The organism is Nonomuraea sp. NPDC050202, assembly GCF_040656115.1.
Classification (GTDB): Bacteria; Actinomycetota; Actinomycetes; order Streptosporangiales; family Streptosporangiaceae; genus Nonomuraea.
This window is the reverse complement of sequence record NZ_JBFALF010000048.1, coordinates 44,558-67,229: the sequence shown is the minus strand read 5'-3', so window position 1 is coordinate 67,229 and position 22,672 is coordinate 44,558. Positions and strand designations below refer to the sequence as shown.

Sequence of the window (22,672 nt, the reverse complement as noted above, 5' to 3'; positions counted from 1 at the left end):
ACAGTCACAACGTAGAACATGAAGGTGTAACCGGTCAATTGGACTACAACAGTCACACGGACACCGTGGTCAGGGTGGCGGTGTCACTCGTCAACGAGCTGACCCCGGGTGAGCGGCGCGGGCGGCCCTTTCCCGAGCCGGTGGACGCCGGCGCCGCCGCCACCGCCGGCCTGCGTGCCGTCTACACCTCCTACCGCGAGGTGACCGAGGCCGAGGGGGCCGAGCTGGCGCGGGTCGCCGCCCGCCTGCGTACGGTCTTCGCCGCGGTCGCGGATGGCGACGTCGACAGCGCGGCGGCGGAGGTGAACGCGCTGCTGGAGGAGACGCACGCCAGGCCGCTGCTCGAACGGCACGACGGCGAGCCCTGGCACCTGCACTTCCACGGCCGCGGCGGCACCATGGCGGGCGACTGGGCGGCGAGTTGCGCCACGGGGCTGGCGATCGTGCTGGGCAGCGAGTTCAACGATCGCCTGGGGGTCTGCACGGCGCCGCACTGCGACCGCGTCTACGTGGACGTCTCGCGCAACGGCACCCGCCGGTTCTGCTCCACGGCCTGCCAGGGCCGGGTGAAGACGGCCGCGTTCCGGGCCAGGACCCGGTCGGAGTGAACAGGCCGAAGGGGCCAGGTCGCGGTGAACAGGCCGAAGGGCGCCGGGTCGCGGTGAAGAGGGCGAAGGGCGCCGGGTCGCGGTGAAGAGGGCGAAGGGCGCCGGGTCAGGGTGACAGGACGCGGATCGGGGTGCCGTCGATGAAGGCGTCGATGTCCTCGACGGCCTCGCGGAAGTACGTGCCGTAGTTCAGCTCCGTCACGTACCCGAGGTGCGGAGTGGCCAGCACGTTCGGCAGCGTACGGAACTCGTGCCCCTCGGGCAGCGGCTCCGGGTCGAACACGTCCAGCCCGGCCCCCGCGATCCGCCTCGCCCGCAGCGCCGCGGCCAGCGCGTCCTGGTCGACGATCGCCGCCCGCGCCGTGTTGATCAGGTAGGCCGTGGGCTTCATCAGCGCCAGCTCCCGCTTGCCGATGAGCCCCCGCGTCCGGTCGCCGAGCACGACGTGGATCGAGACGATGTCGGAGCCGGACAGCAGCGCGTCGAGGTCGGGGGCCAGGCGCGCGCCGCCGCCGGCGGCCCGCTCCTCGGTGAGGTTCGCGCTCCACGCCACGACGTCCATGCCGAACGCCCGCCCGACCGCCGCCACCCGCTCGCCGATCTTGCCCAGTCCGACGAGCCCGAGCGTGCGGCCGTGCAGGTCCGTGCCGATCGTGTGCTGCCAGGGCCCGCCGGCGCGCATGGCAGCCGACTCGGGCACCAGGTGGCGGATCAGGCCGAGGATGAGCGCCCAGGTCAGCTCGACCGGCGGCGTGGCGATGCTGCCCGTGCCGCAGACCGTGACGCCGTGCTCCCGCGCCGCCGCCAGGTCGATGGAGGCGTTGCGCATGCCGGTGGTGACGAGCAGGCGCAGGTTGGGCAGCCGGTCGAACAGCTCGGCGGGGAACGGCGTGCGCTCCCGCATGGCGACGACGATCTCGCAGTCGCGGATCGCGGCCACGAGGTCATCCTGGCGGCTGAAGTGCTCGCGGAAGCTCTCCACCCGCACCCGGGACCAGTCGGCCAGGGCGAGGGCCACGTCCTGATAGTCGTCCAGCACGGCGCATCGCAGCATGACTTCGGATCTTACGCTCAGCCTCGCGGGCGACTCGGCGTGAGGTGGCCCCCTGCTCCAGCTCCCCGGTGTGCACCGGGGAGCTGGAGCCCGTTCAGTCGGCGGCCAGCCGCTCCGCCTCTTCGTGCAGCGCCTGGATCAGGAGCAGCTCCAGCCGGAGCCGTTCGAGATCGGGCGCGACATCGTCCAGGACGTGCATGATCGGGCCTCCCTGAAAGTCTAGGACGCCCCAGGTGCCCCATAGGTTCACAACGTCTCAGGTCTCGCTCCTGAAACGCTCCCACGCGGACTGCCTCGTCATGCCGAGGGCGGCGCCGACCCGTTCCCAGCTGACGTCCCGGGAGCGGAGGTGCGCCACCCAGTCGCGCAGGTTGTCGTCCACCTGTGCCTGTACGGCGGCGATTTTCGGGAGATGTTCGAGTATTTGCTCGACGGTCATGGTTTCCCATGCGGGAAGTCGCGGTTCGGTAGAAGTGGCGAGCCGCTCCTGTTCGAGGATTTCCGTGCACAGCCCGACACATTCGTCACAAATGTGTACGCCCGGCCCGGCAATCAGTTTGTTCACGTCACCGCTCTTCTTATGACAGAAGGAACAATGGAGGTTCTCTTTCCAGTCGGGCATGACCTGACGGTAGCGCCGTCAGGCGACTCCTGACAACCCCTGGAGCCGATCCCGGTCCATCTGCGCCCGCAGGATCTCCTGCCGCTCCTCGTTGATCCTGCGGGACAACAACAGGTACGCGTTCAGCACCTGCCCGTACCTCTCGCGTGCCTGTTCGAGCTGGCTGCGCAGCAGGTACGTGCGCGCGCTGTCGCCGCGTCGTTCGGCCTCGGCCAGCAGCGTGCGAGCCTCGTCCACGATCTCTTCGGCCCGTGCCCTCGTGCGGCGCAGCACTGCGGAGCACTCGTGCAGCTCCGTCAGGCGCGCCGAGGAGACGATGAACTCAGCAGTGTGCACGGCCGAGCCGTCGGCCGTTTCGCTGCGGAGATCAGATCCCATTTCCCGCCACCTCCCGGTCAAGGTTGCCTAACTGTAGACGCGCAACTCTCGCCCCGGGATCACCGGAGGCTCGCGGTGGTGACGTAATGAACCCGGCGGAGATAAATCCTCTCCCGGGGAGGAAATCCTCCTCCCTGAAACTCATTCGGTGCCGGTTGAATGAGGTATTTGGCGGAGATCCCGCAGCTTATCGGTGGAATGCCGTGAATCTCCAATGGCGGCAAAGCAGTGAGAAGAAGACGTCGCGATCGGCCCCCACGGGCACCCGCACTCGTCACATACTGAGACGGGATGACGACGCGACGTGACTGTGGAGTGGTGGAGATGCACGGGGCAGGCGACGATGACGACGCGGTCGACGTCAGCGTCGTGATCCCCGTCCACAACTGCCGGGACTTCCTCGACCGATGCCTCACCTCCGCGCTCGTCCAGCGGGTGAAGAAGGAGATCGTCGTCGTGGACGACGGCTCCACCGACGGCAGCGGCGAGCTCCTCGACCTCTACGCCGCCTACCACCCGGGCACCGTCAAGGTCGTGCACATCGAGGCCAGCGGCGGCGCGGGCCGGCCGCGCAACGTCGGCATCGAGCACGCCACCGGCCGGTACGTCTTCTTCTGCGACGCCGACGACTACCTCGGCCCCGAGGCGCTCGAACGCATGGTCGCCGTGGCCGACCGCAACGACACCGACATCGTCCTCGGCAAGATCGTGGGCCACGGCAGGCGAGCGCCCGTGTCAATGTTCGCGCGCAGCGCCGACCGGGTGGGGCTCGGCGACAGCAACGTCTACAACAGCCTGAGCTGCTTCAAGCTGTTCAGGAGGGAACTGCTCGTCCGCCACCGCATCAGGTTCGGCGAGGGCATGCTGGTCGGGGAGGACATCCTCTTCACCGTGCACGCCTACTGCCACGCCCGGGCGGTCTCCGTGGTGGCCGACCACGACTGCTACCACCTCGTCTCCAGGCCCGACGGCAGCAGCATCATGCAGCAGCCCGGCAGCAGGGACCCGCTGGCCTGGCTGGCCATGATCCGCGAGCCCATCCGGCTGATGGCCCGGCACGTCGAGCCCGGCCCGCTCCGCGACCACCTGCTGCGCAGGCACTTCAGGCTGGACGTGTTCACCCAGCTCGGGGCCGTGTTCCTGGACAGCGACGATGTGCGGCGCAAGGACATCGCGCGCGAGGTCGCCGCCCTGTGTGAGGAGTGGTACACCCCTGGCGTCCACGAGCGGCTCAACACCGTGGACCGGCAGCGGGCCGGCGCCCTGGACGACCTCGACCGCCTCATGCGCCTGGCCCGCATCGAGAGCGCCACCGTACGGCGCCGGCTGACCGGGCTGCGCTGGGACGGCGAGCACCTGGTGGTGACGGGCGCCGCCAGGCTCGCCGGGATCACCAGGGACGACGGCCTGACCGTGGTGCTGCGCGCCAGGCACGACCCGGACAAGGAACTCGTGGTGCCGGCCGACAGGAAGGGCGGCGAGTTCACCGCCAGGGTGGACGTCGGCACGCTCGGCTCCGGCATCTGGGACCTGCGGATCGCGGTCGAGATCGAGGGCGTGATCCGGCTCGGCAGGCTCGGGGCCGACCGCGACAGCGGCATCGGCAGGCCGCAGCCCCGGATGGTCGGCGGCGTCGTGGCCCTGCCCTACTTCACCAGGGACAACGGGAACCTCAGCATCGACGTGGGCGGTCACGTGGTCGCGGTGCCCGGCACGGCGCGGCTGATCAGGATGCGCTGGTCGCTCGCGCACCGGCTGCTGATGGACGGCGAGGTCACCGTGGCCGGCACCACCCCGCCCACCTCGGCGGTCAAGCGGCTCGTGTGGCGGGAGAGGCGCACCGGGCGCGAGCGCGCCGAGCGCGTGATGGCGCTGCCCGGCGGCGGGTTCGCGGCCAGGCCGGCGGTGGGGAAGCTGGCGCCCGGCACCTGGGACGCCTACCTGGAGCTCGATCTGGGCGGGCCGCCCGCGCGGTTCAGGATCGAGACCGATACGGTGGCCGGGCCGCGCCGCGGGTGGGGGGCGGCCCTGTTCAGGAGCGTGCGGCCGTACGCGACCTCGGGGAAGGGGCGGCTGAGCGCGGTGGTGCGGCGGTTGACGGCGAAGAGCGTGGTCAAAAGAATTCTGCGGTAATTGCCATCTATGTGCAGGTGCAAGACGATGTCCTAAAGTAGGACCGTTTGTCCGTCCTCTTCTCGGATCCTCTTCCTGGAGGCAGCCGTGCACGTACCCGATGGCTTCTTCAACGCGGTGACATCCATCTCGGCCGGCGTCGTCGCGGCCGCCGGCGTCGCGGTCTGCCTGCGCGGGGCCCGGCGCGAGCTCGACGACCGCACCGCGCCCATGGCCGGGCTCGTCGCGGCGTTCATCTTCGCCGTGCAGATGCTCAACTTCCCCGTCGCCGCCGGCACCAGCGGCCACCTGCTGGGCGGCGCGCTGGCCGCGATACTCGTCGGGCCGTACACAGGGGTGCTGTGCATGGCCGTGGTCCTGCTGGTGCAGGGCGTGTTCTTCGCCGACGGCGGGCTGACGGCGCTCGGCGTCAACATCACGATCATGGGCCTCGTCACGGTGCTCGTCGGCTGGGGCGTCTTCCGGCTGGTCACGACCATGGCCAGGGGGAAGGTCGTGGTGGCGGCGTTCCTGGCCGCGCTGATCTCGGTGCCGGCCTCCGCACTGGTGTTCACGCTGCTGTTCTGGATCGGTGGCACCGCGCCGATCGAGGTCGGCACGGTGGCGGCCGCGATGGGCGGGGTGCACCTGCTGATCGGCATCGGCGAGGGCCTGATCACCGCGGTGACCGTCGGCGCCGTGCTGGCCGTGCGGCCCGACCTGGTGCACGGCGCCCGCGGCCTGGCCAGGCCGCTGGAGCTGCGCGGCGCCGGTGGCACGACCACCGTCGTGGACGAGGAGCGGCCGGTGGCCACCGGCGGCGGGCTCAAGCCGTTCCTGCTCGGTGGCGTCGGCGTGACGCTGGTGCTGGCCGGGGTCGTCTCCTTCTTCGCCTCCTCCTCGCCCGACGGGCTGGAGGCGGTGGCCGAGGACAAGGGCTTCATCGACCAGGCGGCCGACCACCTGTTCGGCGGGTGGGCGCTGGCCGACTACGGTGAGGTGGGCGGGATCCCCGTCGGCGTGGCCGGGATCGTCGGCGTCGGTCTGGTGTTGCTCATCACCGGGGCCGTGGCCTGGGCCGCGCGCGGCCGTAACAAGATCAAGGTGTGATTCGTGGGCGCTGGGCACCACCACCGGCTCTACCTGCCGGGCGAGTCGGTCGTGCACCGGCTGCCGCCGCAGTGCAAGCTGCTGGCGGTCTTCGCGTTCGCGCTCGTGGTGGTGGCCACGCGGCGCGAGCGGTTCTGGGCGTTCGCCGCGTACGCCGTCCTGCTGGGCGCGGTCGCGGTGGCAGCTCGGGTGCCGGGGACGTACGTGCTGCGGCGCATGGTGATCGAGGTGCCGTTCGTGCTGTTCGCGTTCCTCATCCCGGTCGTCGGGCTGGGGGAGCGGACCGAGGTCCTGGGGCTCTCGCTGAGCGTGCCCGGCCTCTGGGCGGCCTGGAACATCCTGGCCAAGGCCTCGCTGGGGGTGGTGGCGTCCATCCTGCTGGCGGCCACCACGGAGCCGCGGGCCATCCTGCTGGGGGCGCAGCGGCTGCGGCTGCCGAGCCTGCTGGTGCAGATCGCCATGTTCATGCTCAGGTACCTGGACGTGATCGTGGACGAGATGCGGCGGATGCGGGTGGCCAGGGAGTCGCGCGGGTTCGAAGCACGAAATCTCCGGCACGTTCCGGTGATCGCGCGGTCGGCCGGGGCGCTGTTCATCCGCTCGTACGAGCGGGGTGAACGCGTGCACCTCGCCATGCTCAGCCGCGGCTACTCGGGCCAGATGCCGGTCATCCAGGACCTGCCGGCGTCCGTCACGCACTGGGGTACCGCCCTCGCCCTGCCCGCCGTCGCCCTCGCCATCTGGGGACTAACGTGGTGAACTCTCTCGAAGTCCGGCAGCTCGCCTACGCCTATCCGGACGGCACCCAGGCGCTGTTCGGGGTGGACCTGACGATCGGCCGCGGCGAGCGCGTGGCCCTGCTCGGCCCGAACGGCGCCGGCAAGACGACGCTCGTGATGCATCTCAACGGCATTCTCACCGCCGGGCACGGCAGTGTCACCGTGGCCGGCACGCCGGTGCGCAAGGACACGCTCAAGGAGGTCAGGCAGCGCGTCGGCCTGGTCTTCCAGGACCCTGACGACCAGCTCTTCATGCCCACGGTCCGCGACGACGTGGCCTTCGGCCCCGCCAACGCGGGCCTGCGCGGCGAGGAGCTGGACCGGGTGGTCAAGGACGCGCTGGACCGGGTGGGCATGCTGGACGCCGCCGACCGGCCGCCGCACCACCTGTCGTTCGGGCAGCGGCGCCGGGTGGCGGTGGCGACGGTGCTGGCCATGGCGCCCGAGATCCTGGTGCTCGACGAGCCCTCCTCCAACCTCGACCCGGCCGCCCGCAGGGAGCTGGCCGAGATCCTGCGCTCCCTCGACGTGACGGTGCTCATGGTCACGCACGACCTGCCGTACGCGCTGGAGCTGTGCGAGCGCTCGCTCATCCTCTCCGGCGGCGTGATCGCCGCCGACGGGCCCACCCGCGAGCTGCTCGCCGACGCCGACCTGCTGGCCCGGCACCGCCTGGAGCTCCCGTACGGCTTCGCGATCCCCGCCGTTTGAGGCAACCTGGCCTCCCAGGTAAGGGCATCGGCGGCGAGATGGGTAGAAACCCGGAGCATGGTTCTTGACGGGGCATTTGGTACGCGTTTACGCCCGCCTTGTTCTCCTGCATCCGACTTTTCGTAGTTTGTGCATGCCCGGTATCCGGGGATGTCGAAGTACAGTGGCTCATCGAGGAGGGGCCCATGAAGCTGCGGCTTGCGCGACACGCCCTGGGCGACGCCGTGGTGGTGGCCGTCGAGGGAGAGCTTGACCTGTTCACCGCGCCGTTCCTGCGTGACGAGGTGCGTGACGCCATCAAGCAGGACAGCGCGCGGCTCGTGCTCGATCTGCAGCAACTGTCGTTCATGGACTCCAGCGGCCTGTCGGTGCTGATCGAGGCCTGGCGGCTGGCGACGGGGGAGGGCGGTGGCGTCTCCCTGGCGGCGCCGCAGGCGCCGGTGGCGCGCATCCTCCGCACGACCGGGCTGGACCGGCGGATCAAGGTGTACTCCGACGTGGACACCGCCGTGGGCGAGTTTTAACCGCCCCCGAGTAGAACTTCATTCGGTCTGCGGGTTAGGGTCCGGCTATGGACGTGAACGGATCTGCAGCAATCATCTCCGGCGGCGCCAGCGGCCTCGGTGAGGCCACCGCCCGCGAGCTGGCCCGCGCCGGCGCCACCGTGGTCGTCGCCGACCTCAACGAGGAGCGCGGCAAGGCTGTCGCCGACGAGATCGGCGGCGTCTTCGCCAAGACGGACGTCTCCGACGACCAGCAGGTGCAGGCGGCCGTGGACGCCGCCGTGGCCACCGGGAAGCCGCTGCGCGTGGTGGTCAACAGCGCCGGCATCGGCTGGGCCGAGCGCACGGTCAACCGTGACGGCAACCCGCACAACCCGGCCTCCTACCGCAAGGTCATCGAGGTCAACCTGATCGGCACGTTCAACCTCATGCGCATCGCCGCGGCCGCCATCGCCAAGACCGAGCCGGCCGACGCCGACGGGCAGCGCGGCGTGGTGATCAACACCGCGTCCGTGGCCGCGCTGGAGGGGCAGACGGGCCAGCTCGCCTACTCGGCCTCCAAGGGCGGCATCGTGGGCATGACCGTGCCCGCCGCCCGCGACCTGGCCGCCATCGGCGTACGGGTGAACACGATCTGCCCCGGCATCATCGACACCCCCATCTACGGCTTCTCGCCCAACTCCGAGGAGTTCAAGGCCAAGCTGGTGGCGCCGGTGGTCTTCCCCAAGCGCATGGGCCGGGCCGACGAGTTCGCCCACCTGGTCAGGTCGCTCGTCGAGAACGACTACATGAACGCCGAGGTCATCCGCTTCGACGGCGGCATCCGCTTCCAGCCCAAGTAAGGCAGGTCCCGTGTCTGACGAAGTGCTCGTCGAAGAGTCCGGCAATGTGGCGATCCTCACCATCAACCGTCCCAAGGCGCGCAACGCCATCAACGGGGCGGTGGCGAGGGGCGTCGCCGAGGCGCTGGACACGCTGGACGCCCGTCCCGACATTTCCGCTTACGTGCTGACCGGCGCCGGCGGCACGTTCTCCGCGGGCATGGACCTCAAGGGGTTCCTGTCCGGGGACTTCCCGGTGGTCAAGGGCCGCGGGTTCGGCGGGCTGACCGAGGCGCCGCCGAAGAAGCCGCTGGTGGCCGCCGTCGAGGGGTACGCCCTGGCGGGCGGGTTCGAGCTGGCGCTGGCCTGCGACGTCATCGTGGCCTCCTCGGAGTCGAAGTTCGGCCTGCCGGAGCCCAAGCGCGGGCTGGTGGCCGGCGCGGGCGGGATCATGCGGCTGCCGCGGCGGATCCCGTACCACGTGGCCATGGAGATGGCCCTGACCGGTGACCACTACGAGGCCGCCCGCCTGTACGAGCTCGGCCTGGTCAACCGGATCACCGAGCCCGGCGCGGCCCTGGAGGGCGCCCTGGAGCTGGCCAGGAAGATCGCCGCCAACGCCCCGCTGGCGCTCGCCGCGACCAAGAAGGTGGTCATCGAGTCGCAGGACTGGTCGCTGGAGGAGATGTTCGAGAAGCAGGGCGCGATCATCAACCCGGTCTTCGGCTCGAAGGACGCCATGGAGGGCGCCGCCGCTTTCGCCGAGAAGCGCGCGCCCCGGTGGAAGGGCGAATGACCGTCCCCCTCCCGTCCTCCTCAAGGAACGGGAGGGGTCTCCTTTAGCGCGCGCATAGCTCTGCCTGGATACGGTAAAGAGAGAGGAGACAAGTTACCGGGAGAGCGCATGAGCGACTATTCGGGTTCCAGGTTCGGGTCGGCCAGGCGCGGTGCCGGAGCGCTCCTCTCCGGCGCTCTCAGCGCGCTGATCATCGTGGTCGGCATGGTCGCGGTCATGTGGGTGGTCGAGGGCGTCGACTTCTTCGTCGGCGGTGCGCTCGACTACCAGTTCGGCATCGTCGGCTGGGATCCTGACGGCCTGGTGGGCATCCTCTTCGCGCCCTTCCTGCACGGCGGCTTCGGCCATCTGATGGCCAACTCCGTGCCGCTGCTGGTGCTGGGTTTCCTGGCCGGGCTGCGTGACGTGCGCAAGTTCCTCTGGGCCACCGTGCTGATCATCTTCATCGGTGGCCTGGGCACCTGGGTGACCAGCCCCGCCGTCCTCACGATCGGCGCGAGCGGGCTGGTTTTCGGCTACTTCGGTTACATCCTGGCGCGCGGCCTGTTCAACCGCAGCCTGCTCGACATCGTCATCGGCGTCGGCGTGGGCATCGCGTACTGGGGGATCCTGGCGGGCCTGCTGCCGAACCAGCAGGGCATCTCGTGGCAGGGGCACCTGTTCGGGCTCATCGGCGGCGTGGTGGCCGCCTGGGTGCTGCGCCGCAGGCCGCGGCGCGAGGTCGCGCCGGCCAACCCGTACTCGTTCTGATAAGAAATGTCCATCTTTCCCCCTACCTCGGGTCCTTAGCCCGAACGCGGGCAGGCGACGGTCAGAGCTGCTGAAGGAACGGGAGCGCTGACCATGTCGAACAAATGCCGCATTGCCCTTGCCCTGCTCGCCGGGTACTTCCTCGGCCGGCGACGTAAGCTGCGCATGGCCGCGGCGCTGGCCGCGGCGGGGCTGGCCGGTCGAGCACGCGGAGGCAAGGGCGGAGGCGGGGGCGGGGGCGCCGGTGGCCTGCTCGCGCAGGGGATCAAGGGCCTCACCTCCTCCGCGGACGTGGCGCCGATCGTCGACCGCCTGCGTGGCGATCTCCTGGAGGTCGGCAAGGCGGCGGCGGTGGCCGCGGCCGGCAGGCAGATCGACTCCCTGAGCGACAAGCTGCACGAGCGCGCCGAGACTCTGCGGTCGCAGGGGAAGAAGCCCGGCGATGAGGCGGATCAGGCGGATCAGGCGGAGAAGCCTCAGGAAGGGCCTCGGGAAGGGCCTGAGGAAAGGTCTGAGGAAGGGCCCAAGGACACCGCCGAGGACACCGCCGAGGACACCGCCGAGGACGAGGACGCCCGCGCGGAGCCGGAATCAGCGGCTCAGGAATCGGGGGAGCCCGAAAGGACCCAGCGGCGGCCCCGCATGCTGCGGCGGACCCGCCGGTCGGTGAGGGGGAACAGCCATGGCTGAGGCAGAGACGGGGCGAGCCAGGAGAGTGGCCCAGGCGGCGGGCCGGGCCGGGACGGGAGTGGTCAGGAAGGCCACCGGCGCAGGCAGGCGCCCGGCCGAGGCGGCGAAGGGCACGGCCGAGCAGACCACCCCCGCGGCGAACAGCACGGAGGAACCGGCGGCCCCTGAGGCGAAGGGCGCCGGCGGAGACGCGATCGGCGCGGTGAAGGGCGCCGGGGAAGGCGCGATCGGCACGGTGAAGGGCGCCGGCGAAGGCGCGATCGGCGGGGCGAAGGAGGCCGGTGGAGGCGCGGCCGGCGTGGCGACGGGAGCTGCTGGAGGGCTGGCCAGCGCCGCGAAGGGAACTACGCGAGCGGTGGCCGGCGCCGCGAAGGAGGCCGGGCAGGAGATCGTCAAGAACCTGCCCACGGACCGGCTCAAGCAGGAGGCGCAGAACCTGCTGCACGCCGCGGCCGGGCGGGCGCTCGCCCGCGCCGAGGACAAGCTCGAAGGGCTGACCGGCCGCCTGTCCGACTACGCCGGGGGCAAGGGGTCGAGCCTCCTCGGCGCGGTGACCGGCTCTGGTGGCGACGACCAGGGCGGGGGTGGCGGTCTGGTCGGCGGAGCCATCAAGGGCGGGCTCAAGGGCGGCCTCGCAGGCGGCCTGAAGGGCGGGCTCAAAGGCGGCCTCAAGAGCATCATGCAGAAGATCACCGGCAAGGGCGACAAGGGAAACCGGAAGATCACCAACATCATCGAGACGATCGATGTCGGTGCTCCCCGCCGCCTGGTCTACAACCAGTGGACCCAGTTCGAGGACTTCCCGTCGTTCATGAAGAAGGTCGAGAACGTCAAGCGGGAGTCGGACCAGGACTCGATGTGGAAGGCCCAGGTCTTCTGGTCCCACAGGCACTGGAAGGCGCGCATCATCGAGCAGATCCCCGACCAGCGGATCATCTGGAGGTCCGAGGGCCCGAAGGGGTTCGTCAACGGCGCGGTGACCTTCCACGAAGTCACCGACGACCTCACCCGCATCCTGGTGGTGCTGGAGTACCACCCGCAGGGGCTGTTCGAGCGTACCGGCAATCTGTGGCGTGCCCAGGGACGTCGTGCACGGCTGGAGCTCAAGCACTTCAGGCGGCATGTGATGGCGCACCTCCTCCTGCATCCCGACGACGTGGGCGACGGCTGGCGCGGCGAGATCCGCGACGGCGAGGTCGTCAAGGATCACGAGACGGCGATGGAGGAGGAGCGCGCCGCCGCGGAGGAGCCCGAGGAGGAAGAGGGCTTCGAGGAGGAAGAGCCCGAAGAGGAAGAGGAGCCCGAAGAGGGCGAAGAGGAAGAGGAGGAGGGCCAGGAGCCCGGAGAAGAGGAGGGCGAGTACGAGGAAGAGGGCGAGGAGCCCGAAGAGGAGGAGCCGGAGGAAGAAGGCGAGTACGAGGAAGAGGGCGAGGAGCCGGAGGAAGAGGGCGAGTACGAGGAAGAGGGCGAGGAGCCCGAAGAGGAGGAGCCGGAGGAAGAGGGCGAGTACGAGGAAGAGGAAGAGGAGGAGCCCGTCCCCGCTCGTGGCGGCCCCCGCCCCCGGACTCGTTAGAGGTGGGAGCGCGTGTGCTCGGCCGGTGACGTGGCCAGCAACCGGTCGATGTAGGCGAGGCCCACGGCCGACGCCACGAACGCCAGATGGATCAACGTCTGCCACATGATCTTGTCGTTGGGCGTGCTCTGCGCCCGGATGAACGTCTGCAGCAGGTGCACCGACGAGATCCCGATGATGGCCGTGGCCAGCTTGACCTTCAGCACGTTCGCGTTGACGTGGGAGAGCCACTCCGGCTCGTCGGGGTGGTCGTTGAGGTCGATGCGCGAGACGAACGTCTCGTAACCCCCGATGATCACCATGATCAGCAGGTTCGAGATCATCACCACGTCGATGAGGGCCAGCACCGTGAGCATGACCACGACCTCGGGCGAGGGTGCCCCGGTGACCGGGGCGTCACCGTGCAGGAACACGGTCTCGATGAGGTGCCACAGCTCCAGCGCGAACTGGTAGACGTACACGGCCTGGGCCACGATGAGCCCCAGGTAGAGCGGAACCTGGAGCCAGCGGCTGGCGAACATCAGGTAACCGAGGCTCTTCGGCCGGGCGGTTCCCTGGCCGAATGCGGGCTTAGCGGGCAAGAAGGTTCCTACTCGTCGAGCCGGAGGGGGTTGTGAGGGGGGCGACCCGGGATCCCCGGGACCGGCGAAGCGACGACGGCCGGCACCGACAGGCTGCCGGTACCGGCCAGGTTCGTGCGGAGCGTCGAGGAGGCGGACACGCCCGTCTCCCGGACGCGCCCGCCTCCTCGACGAGCCGGCCCGCAGGACGGGCCGCAGGACTGACTAGAGGCGCTCGACCACGTAGTCGACGCAGGTCGTCAGCGCCTCGATGTCGGCCGGGTCGATGGCCGGGAACATCGCGATGCGCAGCTGGTTGCGGCCCAGCTTGCGGTAGGGCTCGGTGTCGACGATGCCGTTGGCGCGCAGCACCTTGGCCACGGCGGCGGCGTCGACGGAGTCGGCGAAGTCGATGGTGCCGACCACCTGGGAGCGGAACTCGGGAGCGGCGAACGGCGTGGCGTAGGCCGACTTCTCCGCCCAGGTGTAGAGGCGCTGGCTGGACTCGCCGGTGCGGGCGGTGGTCCAGGCCAGGCCGCCGTTGCCGTTCATCCAGTCGAGCTGGTCGGCCAGCAGGAACAGCGTGGCCACCGCCGGGGTGTTGTAGGTCTGGTCCTTGGCGGAGTTGTCGATCGCGACTGGCAGGCTGAAGAACTCGGGCACGTACCGGCCGCTCGCGGCGATCTCCTCGACCCTGGCCAGGGCGCGCGGCGACATGATCGCGATCCACAGGCCGCCGTCGGAGGCGAAGCTCTTCTGCGGCGCGAAGTAGTAGACGTCGGTCTCGGCGAGGTCGACGGGCAGGCCGCCGGCGCCGGAGGTGGCGTCGACGAGCACCAGCGAGTCGTCGGAGCCGACGCGCTTGATCGGCATGGCCACGCCGGTCGAGGTCTCGTTGTGGGTGAGCGCGTAGGCGTCGACACCGTCCTCGGCGACGGGCTCGGGGTAGGTGCCCACCTCGGCCTTGATCACGCTCGGCTCGGCCAGCCAGGGCGCCTTCTTGGCGACCGTGGCGAACTTCGAGGAGAACTCGCCGAAGGACAGGTGCTGGGACTTCTCGCGGATCAGCCCGAAGGCGGCGATGTCCCAGAACGCGGTGGTGCCGCCGTTGCCCAGCACCACCTGGTAGCCCTCCGGCAGCGAGAACAGGTCGGCGAGACCGGAACGCACGCGGCCGACCAGGCCCTTGACCGGCTTCTGACGGTGCGAGGTGCCCATGAGGCTCGCGCCGGAGGCGGCGAGCGCGGCCAGTTGGTCGGTGCGAACCTTCGAGGGCCCGCAGCCGAAGCGGCCGTCAGCGGGCTTGATGTCAGCGGGAATAACGATGTCAGCCACGTAACGGAGCCTACCGACCTGCGTCGGATGGCTTGAACCCGGTCCGGGGTATGAGATCGGTGAAAGTTTCACCTTGCGCGCCAGGTCAGCGGCGCGCGCTGGTCGTCCTGCACGCCAGGTGCCGGATCGCCGCCGAGGTGGTGACGCAGGCGGTGATCGGCGCGGGGGCGGGCGCCGGCGGCCGTGCGCGGGCCTGTGACGTACGACGAGGAGATCCGGGGCATCCGGCTCACGGCGGTGCTCGTGGACCCCGCACCGGCGGACTGGGCGCTTCCCTGGCGCCTCGGGGCACGCGCGGTCGCCGTGCCGTCGGTCCCGCCCTCGAACCAGCCGCCGCTCCTGGGCCTCCAGCAGGAGACGTTCAAGGCTTTCGTCCCCGGGAACGCGAAACGGCTACCGCGGCGGCGACGGGGCCGCGCGGTAGCCGCAACACGGGATCAGTACTTGCCGACGACCTCGTCGGCGCCCTCGAGCTCGCTGAGTGGGCGCGAGGTGGGACCGGTGTAGGTGGCGCTCGGGCGGACCAGCCTGCCCGTGCGCTTCTGCTCCAGGATGTGCGCGGCCCAACCGGCCGTGCGGGCGCAGGTGAACATCGAGGTGAACATGTGGGAGGGCACCTCGGCGAAGTCCAGCACCACGGCGGCCCAGTACTCGACGTTCGTGGCCAGCACGCGGTCCGGCTTGCGGGCGTGCAGCTCCTCCAGCGCGGCCTGCTCCAGCGCCGCCGCGACCTCGTAGCGGGGCGCGTCGAGCTCCTTGGCCGTACGGCGCAGCACGCGGGCGCGCGGGTCCTCGGCGCGGTAGACGCGGTGGCCGAAGCCCATGAGACGGTTGCCCTTGTCGAGCTCGCTCTGGACGTACTTCTTGGCGTCGCCGAGCTGCTCGACACCCTCGATCATGTGCAGGACACGCGCCGGCGCGCCGCCGTGCAGCGGGCCGGACATGGCGCCGACGGCGCCGGAGAGCGCGGCGGCCACGTCGGCGCCGGTGGAGGCGATGACGCGGGCGGTGAACGTCGAGGCGTTCATGCCGTGCTCGGCCGCCGAGGTCCAGTAAGCGTCGATGGCCTTGACGTGCTTGGGATCAGGCTCACCGCGCCAGCGGATCATGAAGCGCTCAACGATGGTCTTGGCCTCGTCGACCTTGCTCTGCGGCACCATCGGCAGGCCGAGCCCGCGCGCGGACTGCGCCACGAACGACAGGGCCATGACGGAGGCGCGGGCGAGCTGGTCGCGGGCCTCCTCGTCGCTGATGTCGAGCAGGGGCTTGAAGCCGTAGGCAGGGGCCAGCATCGCCAGCGCGCTCTGCACGTCTACACGGATGTCACCGGAGTGGACAGGAATGGGGTACGGCTCCGCCGGGGGCAGGCCCGGCTGGAACTGATTGTCGACCAGCAGGCCCCAAACGTGCCCGAACGGGACACGGCCGACCAGCTCTTCGATGTCGACGCCCCGGTATCGAAGGGCGCCCCCTTCTTTGTCCGGTTCCGCGATCTCGGTCTCGAAAGCTACGACGCCTTCGAGCCCGGGTTTGAAGTCGGACATACTCGGCCGCCTCCCTTTCTTGCCATGTTTCGGCAACGCGATGCCTTGATGTCGAGATACCGGCGGGTCAATTTAACCCCCTCCCAGCTCATGCTCGGTCTCGGGACCCGCCGTTCAGGCAAACCCGCTGGTCGGGAGCGGTGCATGGGATCTACCACGCAAGCGCGCAAGAATATCGTCTCGTGGATGCCACCCCGCGCCCGCCCACGCTGGCGGGGCTTCGCCGTACGTACGAGGGCGAGCCGTTGCTCGAATCAGACCTCGCGTCCGACCCCATCGCGCAGTTCACCACCTGGTTCCAGGACGCGCTCGACGCCGGCCTGCCGGAACCCAACGCCATGATCCTGGCCACCGCCTCCGCCGGCGGCCGCCCGAGCGCCAGGACGGTCCTGCTCAAGGGCTACGACGAACGCGGATTCGTCTTCTACACCAACTACGAGTCGCGCAAGGGCCGCGACCTGGCCGAGAACCCGCGCGCCTCCCTGCTGTTCCCCTGGCACCCGGTACGCCGCCAGGTCCGCATCGAGGGCACTGTGACGAGGATCTCCCACGCGGAGTCGGCCGAGTACTTCGACTCGCGCCCGTACGGCTCGCGCATCGGCGCCTGGGCCTCGCGGCAGTCGGCGGTCGTGCGTTCCAGGGAGGAGCTGGACGCCCGGTACGAGGAGCTGGCGGCCCGCTGGCCGGAGGATCCGCCGGTGCCCGACTTCTGGGGCGGTTTCCGGGTCGCCCCGATCGAGATGGAGTTCTGGCAGGGACAGCTCGACCGGATGCACGATCGGCTCCGCTACCGGCGGACGCGACCCGGGTGGGTTCTGGAGAGACTTGCCCCTTAATGTTCGTTAAGTGGCATTCGGGGAGCTGGTCAAGCGTCATCTCGTAGACACCCGGCCGCTGGGCGTCCCCGCGTACCGGCGGATCTGGCTGGGCCAGGCCGTGTCACACGTCGGCGTCGGCGTGACCGTCGTCGCGGTCGGGCAGCAGGTCTACGAGATCACGCAGTCGTCGTTCTACGTCGGCCTGATCGGCATCGCCAACCTGATCCCGCTGATCGTCTTCGGCCTGTGGGGCGGCGCGGTCGCCGACGCCGTCGACCGGCGCAAGCTGCTCGTCGTCGGCTCGGTGGTCGCCTGGGCCGCCACGCTGTTCATCCTCGTCCAGGCGCTGCTCGGGCTGAACAACGTCTACCTGATCTTCCTCGCGGTCGCGCTGAACTCCACCGGCTTCGCCATCACCGGGCCGACCCGGGGCGCGATCATCCCCAGGATCCTCGACGCGGAGCTGGTGCCGGCGGCGAACGCGCTCAACTCGCTGGTGTACAGCATGGGCGCCGTCCTCGGGCCGATGATCGGCGGGGTCGCGATGACGTACGGCGACTACGCGTGGGCGTACGCGGTGGACGCCGTCCTGTTCACCGCCAACCTCTACGCGGCGCTCAGACTGCCCTCACTGCCTCCGCTGGGCGAGGTGACACGTCCGGGAGCCAGGGCCGTCCTGGACGGGCTCAGCTTCATCGTCAGGAGCCCGGTGCTGATGATGTCGTTCGTCGTGGACATCATCGCGATGGTGTTCGCCATGCCCCGGGCGCTCTTCCCGGAGCTGACCGCCGAGCGCTTCGGCGGGGACCTGCTCGCGCTGGGCTGGATGAACTCCGCCATGGCCATCGGCTCCGTGACCGGCGCGCTGTTCTCCGGGTGGGTGGGGCGCGTCAAGCGGCAGGGGGTGGCGCTGACGGTCGTCATCGCCGTCTGGGGGCTGGCCGTCGCCGCCGCCGGGCTCGTCCACGACCTGTGGCTGCTCGTGCTGTTCATGGCCGTCGGCGGGGTGGCGGACGTGATCTCCTCGGTGTGGCGGCAGTCGATCCTGCAGCTCTACGCGCCGGACGAGATGCGGGGGCGGTTGCAGGGGGCGTTCATGGTGGTCGTGGCGGGCGGGCCGCGCCTGGGCGACCTGCGGGCCGGCGCCACGGCCACCGCCTTCGGGCTGACGGGGGCGTGGGTCGGCGGCGGCCTCGCCTGCGCCGTCACCGTGCTGATCGTGGGGCTGTCGGTGGCCGGGTTCCGCAACTACCGGGCCGGCGCGCCCGCCGTGGTCCGGCCACGTCGATCGGCGGGGCCCGGCCCGTTGAGTGAGGAGCCCGCGGACTGACCCTCAGGCGGCCCGCGCCGCCGCCTGGAGGTCGGCCAGGAAGCCCGCGTAGGCCGCGTCCCTGTCGGGCGCGCGCAGCACGGCCGACGGGTGGATGGTCGCCACCGCGAGCGACTCGCCGAGCGGCACCGGCTCGCCGCGGTGCTGCGTCACCTTGAACGCGCGTCCCAGCAGCGACCGCGCGGCCGTCGCGCCGAGCACCACGACCACCTCCGGCCGCACCACGGCCAGCTCGGCGTTGAGCCACGGCTGGCAGGCGTCGATCTCGGCGGCTGTGGGCTTTTGATGAATCCGCCTTTTACCCCGTGGCGTGAAAGAGAAGTGCTTGACGGCGTTGGTGAGGTAGACGTCGTCCCGCTCGATCCCCGCCTCCTGCAACCCTTTGTCCAGAATGCGCCCCGCCGGGCCCACGAAAGGGTGCCCCTGCCGGTCCTCCTGGTCTCCCGGCTGCTCGCCGACCAGCATGAACCGCGCCTGCCGCGGCCCCTCGCCGAACACCGTCTGCGTGGCGTTCCTGTACAGGCCGCAGCCCTCGCAGCAGGCAGCGGCACTCCGGAGCGAATCAAGATCGAGACGGTCGGGAAGGAACTCGGCCGCCCCATTGTTGCCGTCCTTAACCATCGTCGGTCGTTCTCCCCATAGGGTTCCCTGTGACTCCTGTGCCCGCAGCGGACGGGCTCAGTCCCACGATCGGCGAAGTACCATTCACTTGGGAGGAGCCTTGACCGCACACGGCTTGATCGACACCACGGAGATGTATCTCCGTACCATCTACGAGCTCGAAGAAGAGGGCATCGTCCCGCTGCGGGCCCGCATCGCGGAGCGTCTTCAGCAGAGCGGCCCCACCGTCAGCCAGACTGTCGCGCGCATGGAACGTGACGGGCTCGTCCGCGTCGAGGGTGACCGCCACCTGTCGATGACGGAGCTGGGCCGCACGCTCGCCACGCGGGTGATGCGCAAGCACCGCCTCGCCGAGTGCCTGCTCACCCAGGTGATCGGCCTTCCCTGGGAAGAAGTGCACATCGAGGCGTGCCGCTGGGAGCACGTCATGTCGGAGTCGGTCGAGTCACGCCTGGTGACGCTGCTCGACAACCCGACGGTGTGCCCGCACGGCAACCCGATCCCCGGTCTGGCCGAGCTGGGCGCCAGGGAGCCGGTCGACAGCGGTGACGACGTGCTGACGACGATGTGCGACCTCGCCGGCACACGCGACACAGCGGTAGTCGTGCGTCGAATTAGCGAACAAGTGCAAAGCGATCCCGCTGTGATGCTTAAACTCAAGCAAGTTGGGATACAACCCGGACGCGAGGTGACGCTCGCGGCGAGCGACGACGGTGTACGGGTGACAGGTGACGGTGACGCGAAGGATACTCCCGCGGAGCTTCCGCGCGATGTGGCCGCGCACGTTTTTGTCTCCAAGCGCTGACGCGCGCCCAGCTACTTGGTTGAATCCCTCCTGGGAGGCCCTCCACTCTCCCCTGGCCAAGACTGTTGCAGGAGCGCCCGTGGTCCGCTTTGCATACACGCCACCCCGAGGAGTGGTCTCCGGATGAAGCGATGGGGGGATCTGTCACAAGAAGCGGCTGATCACCTTGCTGCCGGGTCCGTGCTCGACCACGCCGAAATGGCAGTGGTCGTCACCGACCGTTTCAGCAATCTCCTCTATTGGAATCCGTTCGCCGAGAAACTTTTCGGCCGGCAGGGTAAGGCGCCTTCGCGTGACTCGTCCGTCCTGTCCCTCGGGATCATGGAGAAGGACCACCCGATGGCGATCGAGCTCGCCAAGCACGTGCTCAAGGGCGGCGTGTGGGAGGGCACGTTCGACGTCAGGCGCGGCGACGGGACCATCGTCTACGTCCGCGCGCAGGCCGTGCCCCTGCGTCCCTCGTCGGGCGGGGTGACGGGGATCGTCATCATGGCCCGCGAGGCGCTGCGCAGCAACGAGCGGGAGAAGGACCGCTTCGGGCTGCTGGAGCGCATCGGCGAGCGGCTGGCGGGCTCCCTGTACGTCGAGGAGACGCTCAAGCGGGTCGCGGAGATGCTCGTCCCCCAGTTCGCCGACCACTGCTTCATCGAGCTGATGGAGGGCGACCGGCTCGTCCGCAGGGTCTCGCAGCACGTACAGGGGTGGACGCCACCGTCGGGAACATGGAAGCCGGTGGGCGCGGAGATCCGCTACCCCTCCGGCCACTACGCTGACACCGCCCTCCGCCGCCAGGAGACCATCCTGGTCGAGGACTTCGCCACCAACCGCAGCCCCGTCCCCCACGAGGGCAGCGCGCGCCTGTGCGGCGAGATCGGCATGACCTCCGCCATCGTGGCGCCGCTGCTGGTGCGGGGGGAGACGCTGGGGCTGATGTACCTCGGCCTGTCCAACCTCACCGACCGCCGCAGCCCCCACTACGACGCCTTCGACCGCGACTTCGTGGGTGCCATCGCCACCCGGGTCGCGCTGGCGATCGACAACGCGCTGCTGTTCGAGGAGGAGCGCCACACGGCGGAGTCGTTCCAGAAGTACCTGCTGCCCCGGGCGCTGCCGCAGCTCGACGGCCTGCAGATCGCCGTGCGCTACTACCCGGCCGCCCCGCTGGCCTCCCACGGGCAGGGCATCCAGACCCAGGTCGGCGGCGACTGGTACGACGTCATCCCGCTGTCCGCCGGCCGCGTCGGCATCGTGATCGGCGACGTCGAGGGCAGGGGTGCCAAGGCGGCGGCCATCATGGGCCAGCTCAGGGCGGCGCTGCGGGCCTTCGCCCAGGACGACAAGTCCCCGGCCGACATCCTGGCCAGGCTCGACGAGTGGACCCGCATCATCGCCACCCCCGAGCAGGACGACAACGGCGCCGACGTCAGCATCCCGCCCATCGTCACCTGCCAGTACCTCGTCTACGACGCCTGGTCCCGCCAGCTCTCCTTCGCCAACGCCGGGCACGCCCCGCCGCTGCTGCTGGTCGACGGGCAGTGCGTCGAGCTCGACATCGAGGAGGTCGGCCAGCCGCTCGGCGTGCGCGCCAAGGGCCTGCACGCCGACCTGGTCTACAAGGAGGAGACCCGTACGCTGCCGCCGGGCGCGGCGCTGCTCCTCTACACCGACGGCCTGGTCGACCGCCGCCCCGGCCGCGACGGCCGGATGCCGAGCGAGGCCGAGACGCTGGGCGTGCTCTGCGAGAAGCTCGCCAAGATGTCCGACGCCGAGGTCGAGCGCATCGCCGACGCCGCCACGGTCGCGGTGCCCGGCGAGATCGACGACGACATGGCCATCCTCGTGGTCCGCTCCAGCGACGTGGACCTCGACGTGGAGTCCCGCACGTTCCCCGCCCAGCCCATCATGGTCGGTGAGGCGCGCCGGATGGCCGCCGAGGCCTTCGCGAGCTGGAACGTGCCCGAGGAACGCGCCGAGCTGGCCTGCCTGCTCGTCTCCGAGGTCGTCACCAACGTGGTGCTGCACGCCGCCACCGCCGGGGTGCCGCGCAGGGAACTGGTCGTGGAAGGGCCGCCGCTGCCGTTCGAGGAGTCCTGGGACACGCCGGGCTTCGAGGACGAGGTGGTCGGTGACAAGGAGTTCACGCTGCGGCTGCGCAGGGGCGAGGAGGCGGTCTGGGTCGAGGTGTTCGACCAGGACCTGCGGCTGCCCCGCATCCGCAGCGCGGGCGAGAACGACGAGGGCGGGCGCGGCCTCTACCTCGTCGACCAGCTTGCCCGGCGTTGGGGGTCACGGCCCACCAGGGAAGGCAAAGCCGTCTGGTTCGAGATTCCCACGCGTGGTAGGTGAGTGATTCACTGGCGGCCATGGAGCTGGCCTTCGAACGCCGGGGCACCGGCGCGCCGCTGATCCTCGTCCACGGCATCGGCCACCACTGGCAGGGCTGGCTGCCGGTGCTCGACCGGCTCGCCGCCGCCCGCACGGTGTTCGCGGTGGACCTGCCCGGCTTCGGGGTCTCGCCCGAGCTGCCGCCGCGGATCCCGTACACCGCCGAGTCGCTGGCCGACGCGGTCGAGTCGTTCTGCGCCCGGCTCGGCATCCGCGAACCCGCCGTGGCGGGCAACTCCCTGGGTGGTTACATCGCGCTGGAGCTGGCCTCGCGCGGTGTCGTACGCTCGGCCGTCGCGATCTCCCCGGTCGGCTTCTGGTCCCGCGCGGAGCTGCTCTACTGCCAGGCGATGCTGCGCGCCATGCGCGCCTCGGCCCGCACCCTGACCCTGGAGCAGCTGGAGAACCGCCACCTGCGTACGGTGGCCGCCGGGCTGCTCGTCGCCCACCCCGCCAGGCTCGACCCGGCCGCCCTGATGGCCGCCACGCAGGCGCTGAGCAGCGCGCCCGGCTTCGACGAGACGCTGGAGTCGTTCGGCGGGCTGATGCCGCCCGCGCCGCCGAAGTCGCCGATCACGATCGCGTGGGGCGAGCAGGACCGGCTGCTGCCGCGCCGCCAGGCCGTACGCGCGGCGCGGTGGTCGGGGCAGCGGGTCAAGCTGCTGAAGGGGTGCGGTCACGTGCCGATGAGCGACGATCCGGAGCTGGTGGCCCGCGTCATCCTGGAGCCGGCGTGAGGGTCCCGCCATCGTACGCGGCACGTCCGG

Annotated in this window: 23 protein-coding genes and 1 pseudogene; 16 read left to right on the top strand and 8 right to left on the bottom strand. The window is 70.2% G+C overall.

The genetic code is table 11. The features are described from left to right. Positions 1-38: 38 nt before the first annotated feature. On the top strand, positions 39-608 hold the full coding sequence (locus tag AB0I79_RS56135) for a CGNR zinc finger domain-containing protein (RefSeq protein ID WP_357892996.1): 570 nt from the start codon (positions 39-41) through the stop codon (positions 606-608). Between the two features lie 106 nt (positions 609-714). Here the strand turns inward: AB0I79_RS56135 and AB0I79_RS56130 are convergent, their stop codons facing one another. The 3 genes and pseudogenes from AB0I79_RS56130 to AB0I79_RS56120 form a co-directional block, all read right to left on the bottom strand. Continuing rightward, positions 715-1,662, bottom strand: a complete 948-nt coding sequence (locus AB0I79_RS56130) for a D-2-hydroxyacid dehydrogenase family protein (RefSeq protein WP_357892994.1) — start codon at positions 1,660-1,662, stop codon at positions 715-717. Between the two features lie 457 nt (positions 1,663-2,119). Further along, positions 2,120-2,284, bottom strand: a pseudogene (locus AB0I79_RS56125) (ClpX C4-type zinc finger protein); the annotation flags it as partial. Between the two features lie 18 nt (positions 2,285-2,302). Continuing rightward, positions 2,303-2,662 (bottom strand): hypothetical protein, encoded by a 360-nt coding sequence (locus AB0I79_RS56120; protein ID WP_357892992.1) that lies wholly within the window; start codon positions 2,660-2,662, stop codon positions 2,303-2,305. Positions 2,663-2,953: 291 nt separating this feature from the next. On the opposite strand from AB0I79_RS56120, the gene AB0I79_RS56115 reads away from it, so the two are divergent. The 10 genes from AB0I79_RS56115 to AB0I79_RS56070 all read left to right on the top strand — a co-directional run bounded on the left by AB0I79_RS56115 (position 2,954) and on the right by AB0I79_RS56070 (position 12,507). Further along, positions 2,954-4,795, top strand: coding sequence for a glycosyltransferase family 2 protein (locus AB0I79_RS56115; protein ID WP_357892990.1), 1,842 nt, complete (start codon positions 2,954-2,956; stop codon positions 4,793-4,795). Between the two features lie 87 nt (positions 4,796-4,882). After that, a complete protein-coding gene (locus tag AB0I79_RS56110) occupies positions 4,883-5,884 on the top strand; it encodes an energy-coupling factor ABC transporter permease (RefSeq protein WP_357892988.1) in 1,002 nt (333 codons plus the stop codon). Positions 5,885-5,887: 3 nt separating this feature from the next. Continuing rightward, the gene (gene cbiQ / locus AB0I79_RS56105; RefSeq protein WP_357892986.1) at positions 5,888-6,643 is read left to right on the top strand and encodes a cobalt ECF transporter T component CbiQ; all 756 of its coding nucleotides are present in this window, start codon (positions 5,888-5,890) and stop codon (positions 6,641-6,643) included. Next, positions 6,640-7,374, top strand: coding sequence for an ABC transporter ATP-binding protein (locus AB0I79_RS56100; RefSeq protein ID WP_357892984.1), 735 nt, complete (start codon positions 6,640-6,642; stop codon positions 7,372-7,374). Before cbiQ ends, AB0I79_RS56100 begins: the two co-directional genes overlap by 4 nt. Before the next feature lie 185 nt (positions 7,375-7,559). Then, entirely contained in the window at positions 7,560-7,898 is a 339-nt protein-coding gene (locus AB0I79_RS56095) for an STAS domain-containing protein (protein WP_080043295.1), read from the top strand. Positions 7,899-7,945: 47 nt separating this feature from the next. Further along, a complete protein-coding gene (locus tag AB0I79_RS56090; RefSeq protein ID WP_357892982.1) occupies positions 7,946-8,719 on the top strand; it encodes an SDR family NAD(P)-dependent oxidoreductase in 774 nt (257 codons plus the stop codon). A 10-nt stretch (positions 8,720-8,729) separates the two neighbouring features. Continuing rightward, positions 8,730-9,494 (top strand): crotonase/enoyl-CoA hydratase family protein, encoded by a 765-nt coding sequence (locus AB0I79_RS56085; RefSeq protein ID WP_357892980.1) that lies wholly within the window; start codon positions 8,730-8,732, stop codon positions 9,492-9,494. A 108-nt stretch (positions 9,495-9,602) separates the two neighbouring features. Next, a complete protein-coding gene (locus AB0I79_RS56080) occupies positions 9,603-10,244 on the top strand; it encodes a rhomboid family intramembrane serine protease (protein WP_357892978.1) in 642 nt (213 codons plus the stop codon). Positions 10,245-10,337: 93 nt separating this feature from the next. Next, positions 10,338-10,934 (top strand): hypothetical protein, encoded by a 597-nt coding sequence (locus AB0I79_RS56075; protein WP_357892976.1) that lies wholly within the window; start codon positions 10,338-10,340, stop codon positions 10,932-10,934. Beyond that, positions 10,927-12,507, top strand: coding sequence for an SRPBCC family protein (locus AB0I79_RS56070; RefSeq protein WP_357892974.1), 1,581 nt, complete (start codon positions 10,927-10,929; stop codon positions 12,505-12,507). Before AB0I79_RS56075 ends, AB0I79_RS56070 begins: the two co-directional genes overlap by 8 nt. On the opposite strand, the gene AB0I79_RS56065 is transcribed toward AB0I79_RS56070, so the two are convergent. The 4 genes from AB0I79_RS56065 to AB0I79_RS56050 form a co-directional block, all read right to left on the bottom strand. Next, positions 12,504-13,088, bottom strand: coding sequence for a TIGR00645 family protein (locus AB0I79_RS56065; protein WP_357892972.1), 585 nt, complete (start codon positions 13,086-13,088; stop codon positions 12,504-12,506). The two genes, AB0I79_RS56070 and AB0I79_RS56065, sit on opposite strands and share 4 nt — an antisense overlap. Before the next feature lie 204 nt (positions 13,089-13,292). Further along, entirely contained in the window at positions 13,293-14,402 is a 1,110-nt protein-coding gene (gene serC, locus AB0I79_RS56060; RefSeq protein WP_357892970.1) for a phosphoserine transaminase, read from the bottom strand. Positions 14,403-14,470: 68 nt separating this feature from the next. Then, positions 14,471-14,635 (bottom strand): hypothetical protein, encoded by a 165-nt coding sequence (locus tag AB0I79_RS56055; RefSeq protein ID WP_357892968.1) that lies wholly within the window; start codon positions 14,633-14,635, stop codon positions 14,471-14,473. 204 nt (positions 14,636-14,839) lie between these two features. Beyond that, a complete protein-coding gene (locus AB0I79_RS56050) occupies positions 14,840-15,946 on the bottom strand; it encodes a citrate synthase 2 (protein ID WP_185110363.1) in 1,107 nt (368 codons plus the stop codon). 182 nt (positions 15,947-16,128) lie between these two features. Here AB0I79_RS56050 and pdxH point away from each other — a divergent pair, with 182 nt between their 5' ends. Beyond that, positions 16,129-16,782 carry a pyridoxamine 5'-phosphate oxidase gene (pdxH, locus tag AB0I79_RS56045; protein WP_357892966.1) on the top strand — a complete coding sequence of 218 codons (654 nt, stop codon included), beginning with the start codon at positions 16,129-16,131 and terminating at the stop codon, positions 16,780-16,782. 10 nt (positions 16,783-16,792) lie between these two features. After that, complete coding sequence (locus AB0I79_RS56040) at positions 16,793-18,094, top strand: MFS transporter (RefSeq protein WP_357892964.1); 1,302 nt, start codon at positions 16,793-16,795, stop codon at positions 18,092-18,094. Positions 18,095-18,097: 3 nt separating this feature from the next. Here the strand turns inward: AB0I79_RS56040 and AB0I79_RS56035 are convergent, their stop codons facing one another. Beyond that, positions 18,098-18,715, bottom strand: coding sequence for a UdgX family uracil-DNA binding protein (locus AB0I79_RS56035; protein WP_357892962.1), 618 nt, complete (start codon positions 18,713-18,715; stop codon positions 18,098-18,100). A gap of 100 nt (positions 18,716-18,815) precedes the next feature. On the opposite strand from AB0I79_RS56035, the gene AB0I79_RS56030 reads away from it, so the two are divergent. The 3 genes from AB0I79_RS56030 (at position 18,816) to AB0I79_RS56020 (ending at position 22,642) form a co-directional block, all read left to right on the top strand. Then, the gene (locus tag AB0I79_RS56030) at positions 18,816-19,520 is read left to right on the top strand and encodes a metal-dependent transcriptional regulator (RefSeq protein ID WP_357892961.1); all 705 of its coding nucleotides are present in this window, start codon (positions 18,816-18,818) and stop codon (positions 19,518-19,520) included. A 123-nt stretch (positions 19,521-19,643) separates the two neighbouring features. Continuing rightward, complete coding sequence (locus tag AB0I79_RS56025) at positions 19,644-21,866, top strand: SpoIIE family protein phosphatase (protein ID WP_357892959.1); 2,223 nt, start codon at positions 19,644-19,646, stop codon at positions 21,864-21,866. Further along, positions 21,863-22,642 (top strand): alpha/beta fold hydrolase, encoded by a 780-nt coding sequence (locus tag AB0I79_RS56020; RefSeq protein ID WP_357892957.1) that lies wholly within the window; start codon positions 21,863-21,865, stop codon positions 22,640-22,642. Before AB0I79_RS56025 ends, AB0I79_RS56020 begins: the two co-directional genes overlap by 4 nt. Positions 22,643-22,672 lie beyond the last annotated feature (30 nt).

Bases quoted from the DNA above. Each gene is read 5' to 3' on its own strand.
- AB0I79_RS56130 (WP_357892994.1), bottom strand. From the start codon at position 1,662: ATGCTGCGATGCGCCGTGCTGGACGACTATCAGGACGTGGCCCTCGCC.
- AB0I79_RS56120 (WP_357892992.1), bottom strand. From the start codon at position 2,662: ATGGGATCTGATCTCCGCAGCGAAACGGCCGACGGCTCGGCCGTGCAC.
- AB0I79_RS56115 (WP_357892990.1), top strand. From the start codon at position 2,954: ATGACGACGCGACGTGACTGTGGAGTGGTGGAGATGCACGGGGCAGGC.
- AB0I79_RS56095 (WP_080043295.1), top strand. From the start codon at position 7,560: ATGAAGCTGCGGCTTGCGCGACACGCCCTGGGCGACGCCGTGGTGGTG.
- AB0I79_RS56090 (WP_357892982.1), top strand. From the start codon at position 7,946: ATGGACGTGAACGGATCTGCAGCAATCATCTCCGGCGGCGCCAGCGGC.
- AB0I79_RS56080 (WP_357892978.1), top strand. From the start codon at position 9,603: ATGAGCGACTATTCGGGTTCCAGGTTCGGGTCGGCCAGGCGCGGTGCC.
- AB0I79_RS56075 (WP_357892976.1), top strand. From the start codon at position 10,338: ATGTCGAACAAATGCCGCATTGCCCTTGCCCTGCTCGCCGGGTACTTC.
- AB0I79_RS56070 (WP_357892974.1), top strand. From the start codon at position 10,927: ATGGCTGAGGCAGAGACGGGGCGAGCCAGGAGAGTGGCCCAGGCGGCG.
- AB0I79_RS56050 (WP_185110363.1), bottom strand. From the start codon at position 15,946: ATGTCCGACTTCAAACCCGGGCTCGAAGGCGTCGTAGCTTTCGAGACC.
- AB0I79_RS56035 (WP_357892962.1), bottom strand. From the start codon at position 18,715: ATGGTTAAGGACGGCAACAATGGGGCGGCCGAGTTCCTTCCCGACCGT.
- AB0I79_RS56025 (WP_357892959.1), top strand. From the start codon at position 19,644: ATGAAGCGATGGGGGGATCTGTCACAAGAAGCGGCTGATCACCTTGCT.